The 19,601-nt window shown below is 49.1% G+C and carries 16 protein-coding genes and 3 pseudogenes; all 19 read right to left on the minus strand.

From position 1 onward, the window contains the following. Window positions 1–8 precede the first annotated feature (8 nt). The 19 genes and pseudogenes from vgrG (SAQUA_RS21295) to tssK all read right to left on the minus strand — a co-directional run bounded on the left by vgrG (SAQUA_RS21295) (window position 9) and on the right by tssK (window position 19,598). A complete protein-coding gene (vgrG, locus tag SAQUA_RS21295) occupies window positions 9–2,354 on the minus strand; it encodes a type VI secretion system tip protein VgrG (protein WP_380675088.1) in 2,346 nt (781 codons plus the stop codon). Between the two features lie 128 nt (window positions 2,355–2,482). Continuing rightward, window positions 2,483–2,965, minus strand: a complete 483-nt coding sequence (locus SAQUA_RS21300) for a hypothetical protein (RefSeq protein ID WP_380675086.1) — start codon at window positions 2,963–2,965, stop codon at window positions 2,483–2,485. A gap of 389 nt (window positions 2,966–3,354) precedes the next feature. Then, window positions 3,355–3,633: a hypothetical protein gene (locus SAQUA_RS21305; protein WP_380675084.1), complete on the minus strand. Its 279-nt coding sequence runs from the start codon at window positions 3,631–3,633 to the stop codon at window positions 3,355–3,357. Continuing rightward, complete coding sequence (locus SAQUA_RS21310; protein ID WP_380675082.1) at window positions 3,630–4,115, minus strand: hypothetical protein; 486 nt, start codon at window positions 4,113–4,115, stop codon at window positions 3,630–3,632. Before SAQUA_RS21310 ends, SAQUA_RS21305 begins: the two co-directional genes overlap by 4 nt. Before the next feature lie 78 nt (window positions 4,116–4,193). After that, a complete protein-coding gene (locus tag SAQUA_RS21315) occupies window positions 4,194–5,321 on the minus strand; it encodes an ISAs1 family transposase (RefSeq protein ID WP_404413090.1) in 1,128 nt (375 codons plus the stop codon). 68 nt (window positions 5,322–5,389) lie between these two features. Beyond that, window positions 5,390–5,521, minus strand: coding sequence for a hypothetical protein (locus tag SAQUA_RS21320; RefSeq protein ID WP_380676913.1), 132 nt, complete (start codon window positions 5,519–5,521; stop codon window positions 5,390–5,392). After that, a pseudogene (locus SAQUA_RS21325) lies at window positions 5,518–6,525 on the minus strand (DUF2345 domain-containing protein); the annotation flags it as partial. The pseudogene SAQUA_RS21325 and the gene SAQUA_RS21320, both read right to left, overlap by 4 nt. Window positions 6,526–6,565: 40 nt before the next feature. Next, window positions 6,566–7,060, minus strand: a complete 495-nt coding sequence (locus tag SAQUA_RS21330) for a hypothetical protein (RefSeq protein WP_380676915.1) — start codon at window positions 7,058–7,060, stop codon at window positions 6,566–6,568. Continuing rightward, window positions 7,061–7,833: pseudogene (locus SAQUA_RS21335) on the minus strand (hydroxyethylthiazole kinase); the annotation flags it as partial. Window positions 7,834–7,848: 15 nt separating this feature from the next. Next, window positions 7,849–8,889, minus strand: a pseudogene (locus SAQUA_RS21340) (IS630 family transposase). 83 nt (window positions 8,890–8,972) lie between these two features. Beyond that, complete coding sequence (locus tag SAQUA_RS21345; RefSeq protein ID WP_380676917.1) at window positions 8,973–9,323, minus strand: hypothetical protein; 351 nt, start codon at window positions 9,321–9,323, stop codon at window positions 8,973–8,975. Between the two features lie 206 nt (window positions 9,324–9,529). After that, window positions 9,530–10,048 carry a hypothetical protein gene (locus SAQUA_RS21350; protein WP_380676919.1) on the minus strand — a complete coding sequence of 173 codons (519 nt, stop codon included), beginning with the start codon at window positions 10,046–10,048 and terminating at the stop codon, window positions 9,530–9,532. A gap of 1 nt (window position 10,049) precedes the next feature. Then, window positions 10,050–11,912, minus strand: coding sequence for a TIGR02594 family protein (locus SAQUA_RS21355; RefSeq protein ID WP_380676921.1), 1,863 nt, complete (start codon window positions 11,910–11,912; stop codon window positions 10,050–10,052). Then, the gene (locus SAQUA_RS21360; RefSeq protein WP_380676923.1) at window positions 11,909–12,319 is read right to left on the minus strand and encodes a DUF4431 domain-containing protein; all 411 of its coding nucleotides are present in this window, start codon (window positions 12,317–12,319) and stop codon (window positions 11,909–11,911) included. The genes SAQUA_RS21355 and SAQUA_RS21360 overlap by 4 nt, the downstream gene beginning before the upstream one ends. Window positions 12,320–12,330: 11 nt before the next feature. After that, window positions 12,331–15,042 (minus strand): type VI secretion system tip protein VgrG, encoded by a 2,712-nt coding sequence (vgrG, locus tag SAQUA_RS21365; RefSeq protein ID WP_380676925.1) that lies wholly within the window; start codon window positions 15,040–15,042, stop codon window positions 12,331–12,333. Between the two features lie 292 nt (window positions 15,043–15,334). Continuing rightward, window positions 15,335–15,826 (minus strand): Hcp family type VI secretion system effector, encoded by a 492-nt coding sequence (locus SAQUA_RS21370; protein WP_380676927.1) that lies wholly within the window; start codon window positions 15,824–15,826, stop codon window positions 15,335–15,337. A 3-nt stretch (window positions 15,827–15,829) separates the two neighbouring features. Then, on the minus strand, window positions 15,830–17,563 hold the full coding sequence (locus SAQUA_RS21375) for an OmpA family protein (protein ID WP_380676929.1): 1,734 nt from the start codon (window positions 17,561–17,563) through the stop codon (window positions 15,830–15,832). After that, entirely contained in the window at window positions 17,560–18,249 is a 690-nt protein-coding gene (gene tssL, locus SAQUA_RS21380; RefSeq protein WP_380676931.1) for a type VI secretion system protein TssL, short form, read from the minus strand. The genes SAQUA_RS21375 and tssL overlap by 4 nt, the downstream gene beginning before the upstream one ends. Next, complete coding sequence (gene tssK, locus SAQUA_RS21385; RefSeq protein WP_380676933.1) at window positions 18,246–19,598, minus strand: type VI secretion system baseplate subunit TssK; 1,353 nt, start codon at window positions 19,596–19,598, stop codon at window positions 18,246–18,248. The genes tssL and tssK overlap by 4 nt, the downstream gene beginning before the upstream one ends. Window positions 19,599–19,601: the final 3 nt, after the last annotated feature.

The following is a 19,601-nucleotide window of genomic DNA, read 5'->3' on the forward strand; positions in this document are numbered from 1 at the left end:
TACCTTAATCAAGAGAATAACGAACGTACTGCGGGGTCTGTAACCCTGTCTGGCATTGTCGGGGCCTCGACGCTTTGTGTGGCCGCTCCGGTATGAGCAAAATGCGCACTTTTGACCAGATAATCCCCCGCCGTCCCCGACTCAATTTTGTTCGCATCCAGCGTGATATAACTTCCCCCCGCGTTCAGCGTAAGCTTCTTCTTGGCGGTGATCTGGATTTCATCTTCGGTGCTGGTGATAGTGATCGCCTTGCGGGCCAGTAACTCCATCACATCGTTCTGCGCCTGTACCGTCACCGGCCCCTGATTGGCGATCAGCTTCATCCCCAGCTTGCGCACGAAGACGCTCAGAGTGTTCCCCACACCGATAAAGAAGTTTTTTGCCACGCTGACGTCCGCATGTTTACCCGCCGTGGCGATCAGGTTATCGCTGGCAGACAGTTGCAGATATTCACCGCTGCTCAGGGCAATCCCTTGCGGGGCGCTCAACAGTAAAACCGCCGCTTTCAATTCATCAAGGTTCTGCTGTAACAGATGAATCTGTGCCTGCAAGTCTGCCGGATTGGCGGTAGCAGTTTGTGCGTCGCTGGAAATAGCCTGCATCTGCTCCTGGGCACGGTTCAACTGGCTGATGGCCGGTTGCATCTCCAGCACCTTGCCCTGTGCCTTGGCCTGACCATCGGCACTGATAAACAGCCCCTTATTCGCACGGATGGCACCGTAACTGTCGGTGCGCAGCTCAAAACCCTCGCCGCGCTGCTGCTTTTCACCATCAACCAGATGCCCCAGGTTCAACTGGCTCTTGCCGCCGTACTCGGTACTGAGCTTGATATGCTCCTTGCCCCGCTCATCGTCCAGTCTTAACTTGTTGTTGGCCGGCGTGCGCAGCACGTTGCGCTTGTAGTTGCGGATGGTCACGTGGTCGCCGTGCGCCGAGTCATGCAGGGCATGGGCGATGTAAGGCCGGTCCGGATTGCCGTCTTCAAACGCTATTGCTACCTCGGTCCCCGCCAGCAGCGGCAGGTGTAGCCCGTAAGTGTCACCCGCATAGGGCCGCGCCTGGCGCACCCACAGGCTCTCGTAGCCCGCCTCCCAGCTGTCGCGGTCAAACAGCATCTTCACCCGGTAACGCCCGTCCTTGTCGATATGCCCGTAGGTGTCGTTGGCGGTGGTGCTGGTCACTCGGGCGGGCAAGGTGCCCGCCATGGTGGGCTTGCTGATGAGCGCCGGGCGGAAGCAGTAATCCTCCGAATAGGGTATCGCCTCAAAGGCGACCTCAAAGCTGCGGTCACGCCGTGCCGAGCAGGTGGTGCGCACGATAACCACGCCCTGGGTAAACGCCACCGGGGCATCGTGACCCGTCACCTTCAGTTCCCACCCCGGCACCAGCGTGGCCGCATTCGCTACCCCCGAGAACCGCGCCTGCGCGTTCAGGTAGCGCTCATGGCGCAACCGGGCATAAAAAGCCCCGCTTTCCGGCGCCGGGTCTCGTCCTTCACTGCCTGCCGTCAGGTAGTTGTCCGCGTAGTGATACGCTTCACCGTAGGTGGTGGCGTCGCCTCGGGTCACGTCCACCTGGCTATTCAGGTCTGCAATGGCGGTGCGGTAGTTGTAATCATTGGTGCTGACCGATTTCTCCACCACCTTGTGGGCACTGACCAACGCCCACACCGATTCAACACCGCTGTCGTGCATCCCGGAAGGTGGCACCGCCTGCAGTGTCAACCCCTGCTGATAGTGGCGCTGGTCGTCATAAAACTCCACCACGTCAATATTGAGCTTCGGGTCGGCAGTAAAACGGAACCAGATACCCACCTCGGCCAGCAGGCGGCGGATGAAGGTCAGGTCATCTTCGCCGTACTGCATCACCTGTTCGCGGCGCGGATACTCATGGGCCAGCGTGAAGACAAAATCCTGCCCGCGCATGTCGTGGCGCTCCCGCAGGATTTTCTCCACAATGCCAGGCACCGAGATATCCTGATAAATCGCGTTCTGGTGGCTGCGCGACAGCAACGCCAGCCGTGGTTGCAGGCAGAGTTCGTAGCGGCTTTCGTCTTTCGAGGTTGAAAGCCGCTTGAAAGCAGTGACTACTCCCTGGATCACCCGCTGCGGCTGTTGGATAGCCACACCAAAGGCTTGCGCCACCGGGGCCTGCAGGGTGAAGGACGCATCCTGCATCAGCATCGTCGCCGGGTCGATGTGCCGCTCGCGGCTGGTGAACTGGATGTCGTAACGGAACGGTTCGCTCAGGGCATCTTCACCGATAAAACCCAGCACATCGATCGGCGCCTGATTGCCACGCACCGCCAATTTATGGTGGCTGTGGTTAAATGAAATTGGCAATGAGGTCGTCATACATATATGTCCTTATCAGTATGATTAGCGTTGCGGCAGCACCTTTTATAACCAAAGGAGATTTAGCAGCTTGTTATTTAAACTAGTAAATGCTTATGAGTTTTGAGTGAATATTTCTCTATTGATTTTCATTTTAATGAAAATATTTTATATCCCTCTTTGGATGGGAGAGTGTCAAGGTGATATGAACGCTCTCCACTTTTTCTTGCACTGTCATAGACAGTATATTTCCCATCTAATGCACTGATTTCATTTTTTATAACAATTAACGTATTTTTATCACCAAACCAGATTGACTCAGGAAGATCTTTTTCCGCAAAACAGAACCCTTTGGGATCATTTTCACCTTTAAAGCCGTTTTCCCAACCAGTTACTACGCAGCCTTTTATATATGGATAACCATAGTCAAGTGAGAACACAAGGGAGTTGCTTATACACTTAGATAGCTTAATATCCCCAAAAAACTGGTGGCTATTTTTCGAATCATCCAAAAATGCACCAGTTATAATATGTCTAAACCTTGAATATAACGTATCACCATCAATCGTTCTTAAGGAAAGAAGATGAACTTTTTCACTATGCTTTAAATCACAGGCTTTAATAATCCTCATGGAATCAGAAAAACAGGAAAACGAAATAAAAAATTGAGCAGAAAAGCATGTTCGCATATTACTTACTTATCCAACCCGTTGATGATTCAATTGCCTTGACCACTAATCAATATTTAATTACTTAACTGCATCGCATTGTAATGTAGCTCATCACTCTCCTTTACTAACATCACCTACAGCGTAATATAATGCCTTCCCTTTTTCTTTAAAAACAAAAACATTTCTAATATATTGATGCGAACCACTTTCTCCGATACCGCTAAAAGGAAAATTTACGCAGATATAATTATCACTTTTGATTGATATTGCTGCCCACTCTGAGAGTAGATACTCTATGTCCTTTACCTCACTCTTAATGGGTAACCCGGTATCTGCTGGGATAGCATGGTCTAATTGGAAAACATTCTTGTTATAAAAAAAACTCGTTTAGATTTATTTTCTGCATATCCAATATCATTACCTTTATAATCAACATAACTCGCCTCACCTAGGGAAAGATAGTTATCATCTGTAATGACCTCATCAGTTTTTATAATTGTGTATTTTATTTTCTCTGATAATGATTTTTGATACAAACAGCTTTTAATTATGTTTGTGAGAACGCTATTTTTCGCAGAGCAGGTCACTGAAAAAAGAAACAGGGATAAGGTGATGATAATTCTTTTCATTTATATAGTTTCCCCTTTGATACCCTAATGTAGTCATCGTTATTTTTCCAGAAAATTGTTCCTCCATAGGCTGCAGTGGAATCATAAACATGGTCATAACGACCTATCTCAACTTTTTCTTTTTTTGTTTTTATTTTGCCATTTACCTTTACTTTTTTCTTTACCTCCTTATAAAGGATAACTACTTTAGTAGACTCGGCAATACTATATATATTATGTGATGGGTCGGAAAACTTGATCCCGTGCTTAACTTTGAAATGTTTGTCATAGTTAGACTTTATATCAGCACCATCCCAAAAGTATGCGCCATTAGAAAGGTCCTCACCATTCGCTAGTGCATTTTTTGCTGCGGCCAAAGCATTCGACATTCCAGTGTCATTGCGTATGTTTTCATCCGTCGCTTTCTTGAGTTTTGTATATCTAGCATTCCCATCACTAGTAACATAAGAATATGATGACTCTCCATTAACAAAATCACTCATACTCGAATATCCTCGAGCATTTTTTTGCCTGACTAATACACTTGCTAGAGCCTTTAACCAGGGCAAACGCATGTATGCTTACTTTTTATCCACCCCATTAATACCTGCCAGTATCACTTGTTCAAGATAATCGCTGTTCATAGCAGCCATCTTCTGTTTACGTCTGATGCTGGCCTTTTTACCGCTCTCTAAACGCAGCATGTTAAGTGCCATATGGCGTACTGTCGCCAAATTTACCGCCCCGTTGTCCCGATAAATCGAACAGTTATCCTCCTTCATCGTGACATCCAACACCCAATGCAGTTGATTTTCAATGCACCAATGGCTTCGCACCGCATTGGCAAATTGAGCCTTGTTTAGCTCCGCTGAACTGATGTAATAACGGTATTCCAGCGACTCTTTGCCCTGTGGGTCGTATCGGTAGCCTATCGCTACACCCAGCGTCGTTAGCCCTTTCCAGATGGGGAACTCACGAGCGACCTCAGTGGCAGGGATAACGTGGTATTCCCGCATTTCTGCACGGCCTCGGTTTTGCTCAACGCAGGCGATATCACTCATGCCGGGCACTACACTACTCAACGCCTTGCGCACCGCCTTGGACAAACGCTCCTGATTACCTTTAACGGCCAGCAGGTAATCGCCGCCTTTTTCGACAATGTGGGCAGCGATAGCGGTTTGACACCCCATGGCGTCAATGGAAATCAGGCAACCACGAATATCCAATAACGCCAATAAGGCGGGGATAGCGGTAATTTCGTTAGACTTGGCATCTGTTTTTACCTGGCCCAAGACCACGCCATTGGCACTGGCAAAGGCACTGACCATATGGAGGGTTGAGGCACGGTCTTCAGGGTTGTAAGACCTCCGCAACACCTTGCCATCAATAGCGATGACAGCCCCGTTACTGAGGGAGCTTACCGCACGCATCCAGTTGATAAAGCTGCATTGAAATTGCTCCGGGTTGAGGCGTGAAATCACTCTGGCAATCGTATCGTCAACGGGCAATCCTGCGGGGAAAAGCCCTCGCTTCTGAAACCATGGGAGATGAGCTTCGCCAAAATCCTCAATATCTTGCCAACCTTCGGCTCCGCCGACCACCGCACAGACTGTCAGAAACAGAATATCGAACAGGGAATAGGCGACCTTGGCCGTCTGCCGGGGATCTTGCAGGTCAGCGAAGTGTTCTGAAAAGGCGTTGATAGACATGGTGATGCTCCCGTAAAAGGGAGTATAAGATCACAGCTTGTACACTCAGTCAAACAGGATAGCCTTGCTCATAAAACGTTCGTGATCTTGCCCTGAGCCTTTAACTCATTAGCATCATTGCTTACCGAGCCTTCACCATATGCCATCGCAGCCAATAGTCGCTCTTCATCTGAAATTGGTGGTAATGTCGTATCATTCATGATTTTGCTAACCTGTCAGTATCCAACCAAAAAGATATCTCCATCTTTTCGTCTGGCGTGAATTCGGATGTTCCTTCTGAAGAGAACAAAGCTGATTTTTTCTCTGCTAACCGATATTTATATCCATCGACAGAGTTGCCTTTCTCATCAAGAAGAATAAAGCTCTCTATTATTTCCTCATCAATATTTTCGGGTATCAACGAAAACACAGGCATTGTCACCGCCTGCTTTGCCTTCTCCTGCTTCCCAAAATAAGCACTTTTGACCAGATAATCCCCCGCCGTCCCCGACTCAATTTTGTTCGCATCCAGCGTGAGATAACTTCCCCCCGCGTTCAGCGTGAGCTTCTTCTTGGCGGTGATCTGGATTTCATCTTCGGTGCTGGTGATGGTGATGGCCTTGCGGGCCAGTAACTCCATCGCATCGTTCTGCGCCTGTACCGTCACTGGCCCCTGATTGGCGATCAGCTTCATCCCCAGTTTGCGCACAAAAACGCTCAGGGTATTCCCTACACCGATAAAGAAGTTTTTTGCCACGCTGACGTCCGCATGTTTACCCGCCGTGGCGATCAGGTTATCGCTGGCAGACAGTTGCAGATGTTCACCGCTGCTCAGGGCAATCCCTTGCGGAGCGTGCATCAGCAACACCGAAGCGGTCAGATCCTTCACCCGTTGATTGATCAGGGCAATCTGGGCAGCCATATCGCCGGGGTTTGCTTGCGCGCTTTGCGCATCATCTGACAGGGACTTCGCCATTTCCTTCAAGGCATTCATCTCACTGATGACAGCATCCATCTCCAGCACCTTGCCCTGTGCCTTGGCCTGCCCATCGGCACTGATAAACAGCCTCTTATTCGCACGGATGGCACCGTAACTGTCGGTGCGCAACTCAAAACCCTCGCCAAGCCGCTGCCTTTCACCGTCAACCAGATGCCCCAGGTTCAGTTGGCTCTTGCCGCCGTACTCGGTACTGAGCTTGATATGCTCCTTGCTACGTTCATCCTCAAAGAGGATAATTTTTACAAATTGAGGTCATGAATCATAGTTACTCAACACCTTTAATTTTTAATGAAAGATATATTTTTTTGTAAATATCAAAAGAATTCAAATCACCTTTACCTATGAAAGTAAAACCTTTATTTTTTGGCAAAAATATCTCTGCTTGAAAACATTGTTCTAAATGATACCCCGCATCATCTTTATACCTACATGATACTATAGCACTCAAACCGGTGAATTTTGAGATAGCATTCACATCAGCTAAAATAGGTGTGCCTTCAGTAACAGCCTCCCATTTATCATCTTCATTCCTTACAAATAAATAGCCACCTTCGCTAGATGTATATTTACATATTTCAAAGCTCTCTAAATCATAAGAACCATGTCTTTTAATATTTAAACAACCATTTTTTTCATCAACCTTCCATTTAGGAGGAATGCTTAACTCCGCACCTTTGAAAAAAATATATCCACACCCTTCTTCACCATGAGCACACCCAATATTAATAACAAAAATAAACAGTATAAAGAACTCTTTCATTCATTTACCCCCTAAAACTAAATATGCTTTTAGCGTTGAGTCAAACCTACGTTTAAAAGAACCAGAATCCCATCTATTAATTATCATACTGACAGTTCTTGAAATTTCAGAAGTAATACCTAGATCTGTTTTTTTATAACACCTTTTCTTGCCACAAAGTGCCCTCCTGAATCAATGCAATTATATGGTATCAGGCCTATAACTTGTGGGTTATTTATTACGGGAATTTTCAATGCCATAGGATTTGACCACCAGTTGTTATCATAATCTCGTTGTGGTTTAAGCCATCCTCTATAAGTCCAATAACCTGTATAATTGGCCAAACCAGTTAACTGTTTAAATCCCCTACCTCGGAATTTCATGCCATCCCCAACCTTTGATAGGTTTCTGTCAATCATATCTCTCCCTGGTGACGTTAATATTGGCCTGCCATGGGAGTCCCTTCTAATTACAACGTTAAGTATATTATTTCTTGAGTCTCGCAGCTCGCTCTTAATAACGTTACCCAAGTCATTGCCATCACGCTCATAATTATGAAAAAAACCATATGTATCTTTTGGGCCTGAGTAATACCCCACAGTCTCGTACATAAATGATGGATGAGTAGGATTTCGTCCAAATGATACTGTTCCTTCAAACATTAAGGATAGATCTTGTGTTTCCACAGAGCCTTGGCCTAAGAAATGAGCTGTACGAATAGGATTATTCATGCCATATTTCCTCAAAATAAGATTCAAAGGAACACGATATTTCTCCCTAATATCCTCAGATGTTCTAAATACCTGCGCCTAATACCGCTCCACTTTTGCCAAGCTAGGTTTATTGCCCGGGAAGGGTGAGGCGGCTTTCATAAACTGACCCACATTTTTCAGCAATTGCCACATTGTCCGGCAACGGTGATTACGTGTGACTGTCTCATGTAAAGCCAGCCACAGGAGCTCTATTCTGTTTACCCATGGTGAGTAAACCGGCTGATAAATAACAATAAACTTCGGGTTGCGCCGCAACCAGTTCAACGTTTCTTTACTCTTGTGAATGATGTAATTATCGACAACCAGCGTAATGGTTTTGGCACTTCAGTATGTGCTTCTCAGCTTGCGTAATAGGCTAATGAATAAACCCGAGTTTTTATGTATCCCACTGACGTAATCAACTCTACCTGTTCCTGCATGAAGGGCTCCCGCGAGGTAATGTTTTTCATTCTTGCCCGGTGTCGCAATGCGTTTCTGTTGACCCTTTTTTTGCCAGTCGGCACCTATTTTAGGATTCAGATCGATGTCCACCTCATCTTCGTAAAAGATGGGATGCTCTGGACTGTTATTTTTCAATGCGGTATCGATAGCCGCCAGTTTTTCCTCTTTATGAGGATCTCTGATGTGCAAAGTGGGGGCTGCTCTACGCCACACAATACCGGCTCTCGGCAACCAGCGCCGAAGTGAGCCAGGATGTAACGTCGAGTTAAATAATTTATTAATTTCAATCGTTAACATCTCAGTATTCCACCGAGAACGCAGATAGCCAAAGTCCTGTGGAGAACGCTGAACGAGCAAATCAAGCATCTTCAACATCGCCTCCGTGGGCCATTTCCTGAGTCGTCCGGGAGACCGACTTTCCAATCCTTCATAGCCGTATAACGTGAATAAATTAACCCACCGTCCGACAGAGGAACGGGCTGCACACAAGGTTTTAGCGACATAAGTCAGCGTGTTGCCACGGTGTAACATCAACATGGCAGTAAGGCGTCTGGCATGATTTTTATCTGGCGTTTTCTGAACAATTTTTTGCATCTGGCGTCGTTCATGTCGAGGGATGGGTGCTATGATCGGCATTGCTCAGTCCGGTTGTGAGGGTTTGTGATGTTTGGCGATTGCTCAGATCGCTCAAACCGGATTGAGTTCCCTTCAGTGATCTACTATTTGGCGCAGGTATTTAGACTCCGATAATAAATATTACTCCCCCGATCCGTTGCAATAACCTGACGTTCCAGAATATGCTCTTGGTCAGCATATTTTGCCATGCCAATACTACACCAATAAAAACCAGCGCTATCTGCTGGTTCAAAAGCACCGGATTGCACTCCATCTCGCCAACCGATCACCTCTGCTGATAAATCAGGGTGGTTTATGTCATATAATGTTCTATCGTCTCGCCTAATCACCTCATTCCCCTGTGCTAGCCGGTTATAAGCTGCAACAAGTGCATTACGCACAGTTTGCGGATACTGACGTCCACGGAAGGTAAAATAGGAAATAATGATACGCAAGTGGCAGAAATTATGATCATGCTCCGTGCATTGAACAAGATGACGCTCACAAACATGTCAAAAAGTGAGCATATTACCTGATGTATTTACATTCAGGTAACTCTATTTTCCCCAATCTGATTTATTCAAAAAATCTCTTTTATGCCTACGGCATACCACGATTTTTCCCAAATCGAGCATTGGATTACTTTCTACTCAACATAAAACTATGGTGAAAAATAATTATCAATAGGTGCCAAGGCTTCACATAATTGCTTATCAAAGGAGCGATAAGCATCGTTATTAACAACAAACCTTCTCTTATGTAAATATTTTTCCCCTTTAACTGTAATCGTTACTATCTCAATAACATTACCTTCTTTGTTTACAATAATCATTCCATCGAAACCATGAGATGATGAAATTTGATCATCACCAAAATCCCGCAATGACTTTCTAATTCTAGTTATAGTATTATTATTTCCAGCCAAAAATGAATTAATCAATGCATCTGTCATTCCAGTAGGGTATACATTGCTATAAACAGCTGCTATTGAACCCCCATATCTTTGATTCCAGCAGGGTTCATTTTCTTTATACACTCTACTATCATTCCTATAATGTCTAAGATACTCTTTCCCAGACTCATTACCCCATGCAAACAAATAATATCCTCTATCACCTGCAATAACTGAAGGTATAAAAGAGAGAGTCAAGAAAAAAATAAAAAATATATTCCTAGTCATATTATCTATCTTTTACTCTATGTTTTGAAGAACGTGTATATGTATAGTTTATATCCTTATTCAACTCTATTATATCATAAACCCCAAGTTCAGATTGAGTTGGAGGATTATAAAGCACAGGAATAAAGTAACCAACACACGGTTTTGAAGTATCATTTTTCAACATAAAGTTGAGCGAATCATTCTGATTACCACCTAAGACAATAATCTCACTTGTCACGCTATCTATGCCAAAAACAAATGCTACATGCCCTTGTTTTGCTATAGAACTCCACCATACCGTCAAACAACCATAAACAGGCTTTTTAATTTTCTTGAAATTGATATCTCCAACGAAAGAAACTGATCCCGTCGGATTATGTGACATTGGGTAACCAGCTTTGTGTATGCAATAATTCACAAAAGAAGCACACCATGGTGTAGTAGATAGGTTTTGCTTGGATTTCTTATTTATCAAAACATGATAATTATGCTCCTTGGGAATATTACTTTCATCTATTCCACCACAATTACTCACCTCCGCCATTGCAATTGCCATCCAGGGTGCTTCATTATTTGAGAAGGGCAAAATTGCTTGTGATTTTCCACTATTTTTCCCACCGATAGTATCAAGTTTTTCTTTATTTTTTTTCTCATAATGTTGATAAACTGTTGCAGTAGATACTGAAGGTGGCTTGCTCACGCTATCTTTTCTTTCTACTGAAGTAGGATAGATAGAGGACGACTTACCTTGCGGTGTGCGAACATCGTGCTGTGATGGTTTAGCCTCATTCCTAGTAGAATAAGGGCTATTACTTATACTGTTTTTAGATTCTATTGACTGTGGATATGATGGAACGGGAAATGACTCCCCATGTTCTTCCCATGGTAGCTGTTCTTTTAAATCCACAGTACTTTTTTCTTTCTTACCATAAATGATAATCCTCTGCCCAGGATAGATTTTGTTTGCATACTTAATATTATTGTTTGCAGCAAGTTCAGAAGTATTCACATCGAAACGAGAAGCAATCTTAGATAACACATCACCAGACCGTACAATATATTCTATTGGCTCTGGCTGACTTTTCTCCCGAGGCACTTTCGGATTATGTGCTAATGTATTTGCTTTATGCTGTATAAACTTTTTCTTCAGAACTATACTCTTACTCTCTTTACCTGCCCTAGCTAAATAAAGTATTTTATCTTCACCTTTAGAGTTTACGGTCTTAACCTCAATTTTCATTCCCTCTAATATATGCGCTATAGTCGGAAGTGCTCCAACCTCATTGGTTTTCCATTCATATTCACAGTTTCCAATAGTAACTTTCAATTGACAATCAGGAATCGGTCTGATGCCATCAGTTAAATTTATATTTGTTGTAGCAATCCATTTTTCGACTCTTGTTTCCTTTAAGCTAAAGTATCCTTCAATTTTCTTCATTCCTTGCATAACTTTTTCCAGAGTAGCATCATCCATATCGCCAAGTGTTATGTCTGGTGATACACCACTCGCTTTTAGCACATCTTTTGCATATTTTTCTGGGTCATTTCCATCCCCACTAGGCGCATAAATTTCAGCCATTTCAGAAATTGTGCAATCTCTGTATAAAGATGTTCTTAATAATTTTTTCTTAGTTTCCCAACCATCTTCTTCGCTACTAAACATGGAGAATTTCCCACTTGCGGTATCTGCAATAGCAAGCCTCAAAGGCTGTAAGTACTCACTATCTGGCGAATCATCACTATTGGGTCTAACATTACCTGGATTTTGGAGCCGCCACGGAATTGTTCCACCTTTTCGGATATAGATCGTTCCATCTGCCATTTTATACATAGCAGTTAACGTTCTTTTATCGTAAGTAGCTGAAATAAAATTATGACTCATTGGTTTTCCTCCGTCGTTAACTCAATGTTTGATACATGATAAATTAATATAGGAGTAAAATGATATGGGCTATTGGAAAACATCACCCTCCCACTCACTTTAATATTTTCACCAAATAAATATCTATATTTTTTATATTGTTGAGATGACATAATCATTTGTATTTTCTTACTACTATTAACAGTGTTATCATCAGTTCTAAAAGTACAACTCAATAACTCCCCAGGATATAAAAACCAATACTCCATTTTTTTATCATTCTTCGGTATTTCTCCCCAATCTGGAGGGCCATAAACAATTTCTTTTTTTATAACACCGGTTAATACTATCTTACCCCCCTCTTTCAAACATGCTGATAGCGAGAATGAAAAAAGCAGAAAAAAAATCGGCCATATAATTCGAAACATTATCTTTCACCTCAACTAACTAGAATTTTTCGAAGAACCTCTTCATCAGGCCATTGTTCATTACTGTAGTCCAGTTTATCAATGTAGGGGTCACTATTGGTATGATATAGTTCATCACTTTCAATATCTGAAAAAACATCCTTCTCTGAATAAAGATAGTCATGAACATCATTAATGATTAACTCCTCCATTTCCCACTCCTCTATCCCTATTATCAGAGTCAGTTCTTCAGGTTCATCAGTCATTACCCTAGGCAGTCGCCCCGATTTATCTATTGTTCCCGATGCAAGAATACCACCTTTGCTATCAATGATTTTATAAGGTTGATCAATCAACCTACTCATAGATTCAACTGAGCTGTCAGTCCCTGGAAATGCAAATCGTAAACTTTGTTCACCTGGCTCAATAATAGGGAAAGTCGGCATAGCAGGTTTCAAACTCGCCTTCTCCTGCTTCCCAAAATAAGCACTTTTGACCAGATAATCCCCCGCCGTCCCCGACTCAATTTTGTTCGCATCCAGCGTGATATAACTTCCTCCCGCGTTCAGCGTGAGCTTCTTCCTGGCGGTGATCTGGATTTCATCTTCGGTGCTGGTGATGGTGATGGCCTTGCGGGCCAGTAACTCCATCACATCGTTCTGCGCCTGTACTGTCACCGGCCCCTGATTGGCGATCAGCTTCATCCCCAGTTTGCGCACGAAGACGCTCAGAGTGTTCCCCACACCGATAAAGAAGTTTTTTGCCACGCTGACGTCCGCATGTTTACCCGCCGTGGCGATCAGGTTATCGCTGGCAGACAGTTGCAGATGTTCACCGCTGCTCAGGGCAATCCCTTGCGGGGCGCTCAACAGTAAAACCGCCGCTTTCAATTCATCAAGGTTCTGCTGTAACAGATGAATCTGTGCCTGCAAGTCTGCCGGACTGGCGGTAGCGGTTTGTGCGTCGCTGGAAATAGCCTGCATCTGCTCCTGGGCACGGTTCAACTGGCTGATGGCCGGTTGCATCTCCAGCACCTTGCCCTGTGCCTTGGCCTGCCCATCGGCACTGATAAAAATCCCTTTCTCCGCGCGTATGGCACCGTAACTGTCGGTGCGCAGCTCAAAACCCTCGCCACGCCGCTGCCTTTCACCGTCAACCAGGTGCCCCAGATTCAGTTGGCTCTTGCCGCCGTACTCGGTACTGAGCTTGATATGCTCCTTGCCCCGCTCATCGTCCAGTCTTAACTTGTTGTTGGCCGGCGTGCGCAGCACGTTGCGCTTGTAGTTGCGGATGGTCACATGGTCGCCGTGCGCCGAGTCATGTAGGGCATGGGCGATGTAAGGCCGGTCCGGATTGCCGTCTTCAAACGCTATTGCTACCTCGGTCCCCGCCAGCAGCGGCAGGTGCAGCCCGTAAGTGTCCCCCGCATAGGGCCGGGCCTGGCGCACCCACAGGCTCTCGTAGCCCGCCTCCCAGCTGTCGCGGTCAAACAGCATCCTCACCCGGTAACGCCCGTCCTTGTCGATATGCCCGTAGGTGTCGTTGGCGGTGGTGCTGGTCACTCGGGCGGGCAAGGTGCCCGCCATGGTGGGCTTGCTGATGAGCGCCGGGCGGAAGCAGTAATCCTCCGAATAGGGTATCGCCTCAAAGGCGACCTCAAAGCTGCGGTCACGCCGTGCCGAGCAGGTGGTGCGCACGATAACCACGCCCTGGGTAAACGTCACCGGGGCATCGTGACCCGTCACCTTCAGTTCCCACCCCGGCACCAGCGTGGCCGCATTCGCTACCCCCGAGAACCGCGCCTGCGCGTTCAGGTAGCGCTCATGGCGCAACCGGGCATAAAAGGCTCCGCTTTCCGGCGCCGGGTCTCGTCCTTCACTGCCTGCCGTCAGATAATTGTCCGCGTAGTGATAGGCCTCACCGTAGGTGGTGGCGTCGCCTCGGGTCACGTCCACCTGTCTATTCAGGTCTGCAATGGCGGTGCGGTAGTTGTAATCATTGGTGCTGACCGATTTTTCCACCACCTTGTGGGCACTGACCAACGCCCACACCGATTCAACACCGCTGTCGTGCATCCCGGAAGGTGGCACCGCCTGTAGTGTCAACCCCTGCTGATAGTGGCGCTGGTCGTCATAAAACTCCACCACGTCAATATTGAGCTTCGGGTCGGCAGTAAAACGGAACCAGATACCCACCTCGGCCAGCAGGCGGCGGATGAAGGTCAGGTCATCTTCACCGTACTGCATCACCTGTTCGCGGCGCGGATACTCATGGGCCAGCGTGAAGACAAAATCCTGCCCGCGCATGTCGTGGCGCTCCCGCAGGATTTTCTCCACAATACCAGGCACCGAGATATCCTGATAAATCGCGTTCTGGTGGCTGCGCGACAGCAACGCCAGCCGTGGTTGCAGGCAGAGTTCGTAGCGGCTTTCGTCTTTCGAGGTTGAAAGCCGCTTGAAAGCAGTGACTACTCCCTGGATCACCCGCTGCGGCTGTTGGATAGCCACACCAAAGGCTTTCGCCACAGGAGCCTGCAGGGTGAAGGACGCATCCTGCATCAGCATCGTCGCCGGGTCGATGTGCCGCTCGCGGCTGGTGAACTGGATGTCATAACGGAACGGTTTGCTTAGGGCATCTTCGCCGGTAAAACCCAGCACATCGATCGGTGCCTGATTGCCACGCACCGCTAATTTATGGTGGCTGTGGTCGAAAAAAATTGGCAAGGATGTGGGTAACTCACTCATCTTTCTTCTCCGATGCGAACAGAATTCCTTCTTTTTTCATTCCACACCAGCTCAGCGAGTCCGGCAGCAGATAGACGATGCAAGGATTTAACCGACGTAGATAGTTGTGAGGAATATGTTGTCATTGAGGCTTCCTTGTTGGCTGAGGGTGCCGCGCAGGCACGCTACCGCCCATAGCCATTTCCTGTAACAGGAGACCCAGGCCCATGCGGTCAGAGGTAGTGCTTTTTTCAGCGCGCCCGCGCACAGGCGTACTGAAAAAAGCAGACGGCGAACCGTCTGCTTTGGGGTATTACGCGGTGGTACGTTCGTTCCAGGAATCGGAATGGATGATGTTGCCGTCTTTGTAGGTCCAGGTGATTTTTTCGTAGCGCAACTCAATCTGTTCCAGATGGTTGTGCTTCTCTTTGGCCGGGTCCTTGATGTCGTGCATTTTTGGCGCGATCTTCACCAGCTTCACGTTCTCCAGCGTGGTGTTGAAGTACTCCACCTCCTGGCCTGCGTCGTTGATTTTGTACCACTTGAACTCGGCGGATTTCAGGGTCTGGCCGGTGGTCACCGCCTTGTACAGGTACGGGCTGGAGGCATCGATCTCCTTGGTAAACAGGAACGGGGTGTGGATACGGGTGCCCGTCAGTTTGCCGGTGTTGTTGTCGGTGGGGATGTACAGGCTGTGGTCTTGTGCCACCACTTCGATGCTGCCTTCGCGGTCTTTCACATCTACCGAGCCCTTGATGTCCGCACCGCCGTCATCCTTCAGCCAAAGATAAACAGGAATTGCCATGGTTCACTTCTCCATTTTTGAGGTTATTGCGCCATCCCTAGCCGATGACGCGCTGAGTGCGCCTGCTGCCTGGCAGGCATCCGCCTGGGGCAGCAGACTGATTTCGACACGGCGGTTGGCCGCGCGGCCCGCCTCCGTCTCATTGGTTGCCACCGGGCGGCTGGCGCCAAGGCCCTGCACGGCAAAGCAACCGGGGGGCATGCCACCGGTTTGTACTAGCCAGTCGCGCACCGCTTCCGCACGCTTGAGCGAGAGTTGCTGGTTGGTTTGCGCATTACCGGTGCTGTCCGTGTGCCCGGCGATCACAATCAACCAGCCGGGCTTGGCTTTGATGTTGAGCAGGGCGTTCTGTAGTACTTGGGTAGAGGCGGGTTTGAGCATGGCCTTGCCGGTGTCAAACAGCGACAGGCTGTCCAGCCGCAAGGTTTGCGGGGCTTGCGGGGTATTTACAACCATGGGGGTTGCGATCGTCGGTGGGGGAACATAACTTTTGATGGCTGCCATCAGAGGGGTACGCAGGCGCTCCCCCTGATAAAGCCCAAGCCCCAGACGCATAGGCTCTCCATTGCGGAATGCGTCATCAAGCTGCGCCGCATCCTGACGCAACACGCCCACTGCCTGGGCTTTCAGCGCATAATCCGTCATCGCCACGCTGTGGTACTGGTGGATATCGAAAGCGATACGCTGCAATAACTGCCGGTTTTGCCAGGCGCTGCTGCACAGGGCCACTGCCAACGCCACGGTCAGCAAGTTGAATGCCTGCTGTAACCCACGCTGGCGTGACGACACACCGCTGCCCAGCGTAAGGTCAGCAAAAATAAAGTCAGGGAAGGGGGATCTGTCGCGCTCTTCACCTGGTTCAGGGTGCCAACCCGCCACTTGGGTCAGCGCGGTATGGTTCACCAGCCACTGTTGCCACAGTGACCCCGACATCAGGCCCGGTAACCCGGTAACCTGATGCAGCAGCACCTGCTGTGGCAAAATGCTGGCCACGTCATCGTTGCGGGCCTGCAACGCCGGCAACACCTGGGCCATCAGCCACTCGTGGTGATGGCGGAACAGGATAGCCTGCCTCATCCGATCGGCCTGTTCGGCTACGTTGCCCTGCCCTTGCCACTCTGTCCACGTTTCCGGCAGCGTGACGCTTGGCCACAGTGTCACGGATTGTGCGGACTGTTGAGCCAGCCAGAGCGGCGCGCGGGCGAGGCTGGTCGCCACCGTGCTGCACAACAGTAGCGGCAGCGTACAACGGGTATCTCGGCGCAGTTGGGCAAGTTGCCAACGGAGTTCATACAGCAAGTTAGCTAGCGCCCGCTGGTCCCTCTGTTGTTGAGGATTGACCGACACCATCACCGCCAACTGTGACGCCCATGTGGGGCGCTGCCACAACAGTTGTTGCGCGCACTGACGGAGCGTGCTGGCGTCATCCACTCGCAGCCAGCAGCCATAAGTGCTCTGATGCAGAGTATCGGCCCCAAACAGCGACGCCAGACCGTCACCACACACCAGGACTACCGGCAAACGGGTGTTGTCCGGCGGTAATCCCTCAAACCGGCCATCGGTTAAGGGTTCGCCTGACGGGCGACCCGTTCGCCACAACCCGAGCATACAGACAACCAGCACCAGTAAAAACGCCAGCCCGCGCACCCACGCAGAGAAAGGCAAAAAAACCAGGCACAGCAGGCTGGCCAACAGACCGGCCCAACACCATAGCCCCCGTTGCCACCACAAGCTCATGCCACTGCTCCCGGCAACACGGTCAGTAACAGGCTGGACAGCCAGTGATGCAAGCCCCACCACAGCAATCCTACCGTTAGGGCAGCCAGCCCCAGGCGCATCGGCCAGTAGCGAAAGGCGGCGCTCAGACGGCTACGTGATGCCGCCACCGCCAACATTGGTCGGGAAGATACAAGGCTAAACGACTGCACCCTGGCAGACAGTTGTTTGACCAACTGTTCACGTGCAGGCACGTCAGCTGAGAGGTAGCCGCCCTGAAACCCCAACATCAGCACCCGATGAAAGCAGGTCAGTACGGCAGGGTCCGGCGCTGCTTCACGCAAAACAGCACGCATGCGCTCATAAAGCTGATCACCGGCATCCAGCGTGTTGAAAAAATGGGCCTGCAGCGGCGAATGGCACCACACGAAATAGGCGTCATCCTCAACACTGCGCCCTTTCACGGCTTCATCCAGCACCGCACACTGGGCATACTGGATATGCTGGCGGCTCTGCTCACTGACACCCGCCGCGAGCAGCGTCTGGTGCGTGTGTTCAATATCGGCCACACAACGTTGCCAGAGCCTCGGCCCTTCTCCCTCCGGGCAGACCATGCCTTGCCGCAGGCTGATCACCTGCAACCAGGTATCTTGCAACAGTGCATCAATATCAACGTCCGGTGTGCTTTTCTTCATCGATGGGCTCATGCGCGTAACACCGCAAACAGTTCAAGCTGAATGTCACCCAGCGTACCTGGCACGTAGAATGCGCAGGCTCCCGAAGCCATCATCGACTGTGCAGCCGGATGGCTGAGGTCAAGAGCAAAATACTGATTCTCCAGACGCAACGGGATGGCCGCCGGAACATGGCTCAGCGGAAGCAACGGAACCCCGCTCAACGCAACGTTGACCACGTTACCGACATCGTCTGGTGCCCCGACCTTGCACAATTGGGGGAACTGGGTTTGCAACTGTGCCGCAGGGAGGGGCGAACGCACGGACAGGTAGAGATCCACATTTTCGCGCAGACGCGGATCGTGCAGGACCGCCCGCCACTGATTGAACCTCGGTTCGTGAACCAGCTCAATCGCTACCACCCGCGACGGCAGGCTCACTTCCAGCAAGGTATTGAGCAGCGTAAATAACGGCGGGAATACCGCCGTCAGACGGTCATGCTGATAGACGGGAATGGCGGTGCTGTCATGCTCCAGTGAAAAGGTCAGCAAGTGACCAGCCAGCCGGGCCAGTTCCTGATACAGCCGCTCGGGATGAACCTGCGGGTAGCGCTGAAAATTCCCCAGCACCGGCTCCGAGCCATTCAGGGCGTTAAGCAACCAGAATAGTGATACGTCAGCCACAGCAAAGTCGGCCATGCGGGCGTTGCTTTCCCGGCGCATCCCCATCAGGCGTTGCAAACGCGCCCGCAACTGCACCATCAGCAACTCAAGCTGCGTTTCACACCAAGGGCTGGCCTTCAAGCTCAGCAGCGGCGGGATAAAGGTTGCATCCTGCGTCCAGCGACCCTGTGCATCACGCAATAACCGCACCACCGGGCAGACCAGATAATCACCGTTTTCCTGAGTGTCCAGACGCAGAGAGAGTTCGTGCGCCATTACTGCGATCTGTTTTGTATCGTCGCCGTAATAATTTGGCACATCGCGCCAGGTCTGGCGGTAACGTACCGGACGTTCGGCACGCTCCTCCGGCAGCAGGCAGTTGCCACCGTTGGCATAAACCTGCGGCAGGGCCAACATCACGGTCACTTCATTCGCGTCCGCTGGCAGGTTTGCCCCCAACGTCAACGTCGGGGGGAGTGCATCGGCACACGCGGTGTCGATCAGAACACCGTCCTGGAATCGCACGTGCAGGCGCTCTGCTTTCAGACGCCCCTGTGCCAAAGCGTCTTGCTCAAATGTCGCCTCAAGCACGCCCCAGGGATGCAGGAGGCCCATTTGTGCAATGCATTCATTGTTCCAGGCCTCCAGTGCGGCCTGTTGTTGAAACTGCTGCGGGGAAACCAGGATCCCGCGTGTCCACAGGGGACGTTCAATCTTCATCGT

The organism is Serratia aquatilis (assembly GCF_044865145.1).
Taxonomy (GTDB): Bacteria; Pseudomonadota; Gammaproteobacteria; order Enterobacterales; family Enterobacteriaceae; genus Chania; species Chania aquatilis.

Coding starts and splice junctions, on each gene's coding strand:
- SAQUA_RS21320 (WP_380676913.1), bottom strand. CDS start 5,521: ATGAATGATACGACATTACCACCAATTTCAGATGAAGAGCGACTATTG.
- SAQUA_RS21300 (WP_380675086.1), bottom strand. CDS start 2,965: ATGAGGATTATTAAAGCCTGTGATTTAAAGCATAGTGAAAAAGTTCAT.
- SAQUA_RS21310 (WP_380675082.1), bottom strand. CDS start 4,115: ATGAGTGATTTTGTTAATGGAGAGTCATCATATTCTTATGTTACTAGT.
- SAQUA_RS21360 (WP_380676923.1), bottom strand. CDS start 12,319: ATGTTTCGAATTATATGGCCGATTTTTTTTCTGCTTTTTTCATTCTCG.
- SAQUA_RS21330 (WP_380676915.1), bottom strand. CDS start 7,060: ATGAAAGAGTTCTTTATACTGTTTATTTTTGTTATTAATATTGGGTGT.
- tssL (WP_380676931.1), bottom strand. CDS start 18,249: ATGAGCCCATCGATGAAGAAAAGCACACCGGACGTTGATATTGATGCA.
- tssK (WP_380676933.1), bottom strand. CDS start 19,598: ATGAAGATTGAACGTCCCCTGTGGACACGCGGGATCCTGGTTTCCCCG.
- SAQUA_RS21315 (WP_404413090.1), bottom strand. CDS start 5,321: ATGTCTATCAACGCCTTTTCAGAACACTTCGCTGACCTGCAAGATCCC.
- vgrG (WP_380676925.1), bottom strand. CDS start 15,042: ATGAGTGAGTTACCCACATCCTTGCCAATTTTTTTCGACCACAGCCAC.
- SAQUA_RS21355 (WP_380676921.1), bottom strand. CDS start 11,912: ATGAGTCATAATTTTATTTCAGCTACTTACGATAAAAGAACGTTAACT.
- SAQUA_RS21350 (WP_380676919.1), bottom strand. CDS start 10,048: ATGACTAGGAATATATTTTTTATTTTTTTCTTGACTCTCTCTTTTATA.
- SAQUA_RS21375 (WP_380676929.1), bottom strand. CDS start 17,563: ATGAGCTTGTGGTGGCAACGGGGGCTATGGTGTTGGGCCGGTCTGTTG.
- vgrG (WP_380675088.1), bottom strand. CDS start 2,354: ATGACGACCTCATTGCCAATTTCATTTAACCACAGCCACCATAAATTG.
- SAQUA_RS21370 (WP_380676927.1), bottom strand. CDS start 15,826: ATGGCAATTCCTGTTTATCTTTGGCTGAAGGATGACGGCGGTGCGGAC.
- SAQUA_RS21305 (WP_380675084.1), bottom strand. CDS start 3,633: ATGAAAAGAATTATCATCACCTTATCCCTGTTTCTTTTTTCAGTGACC.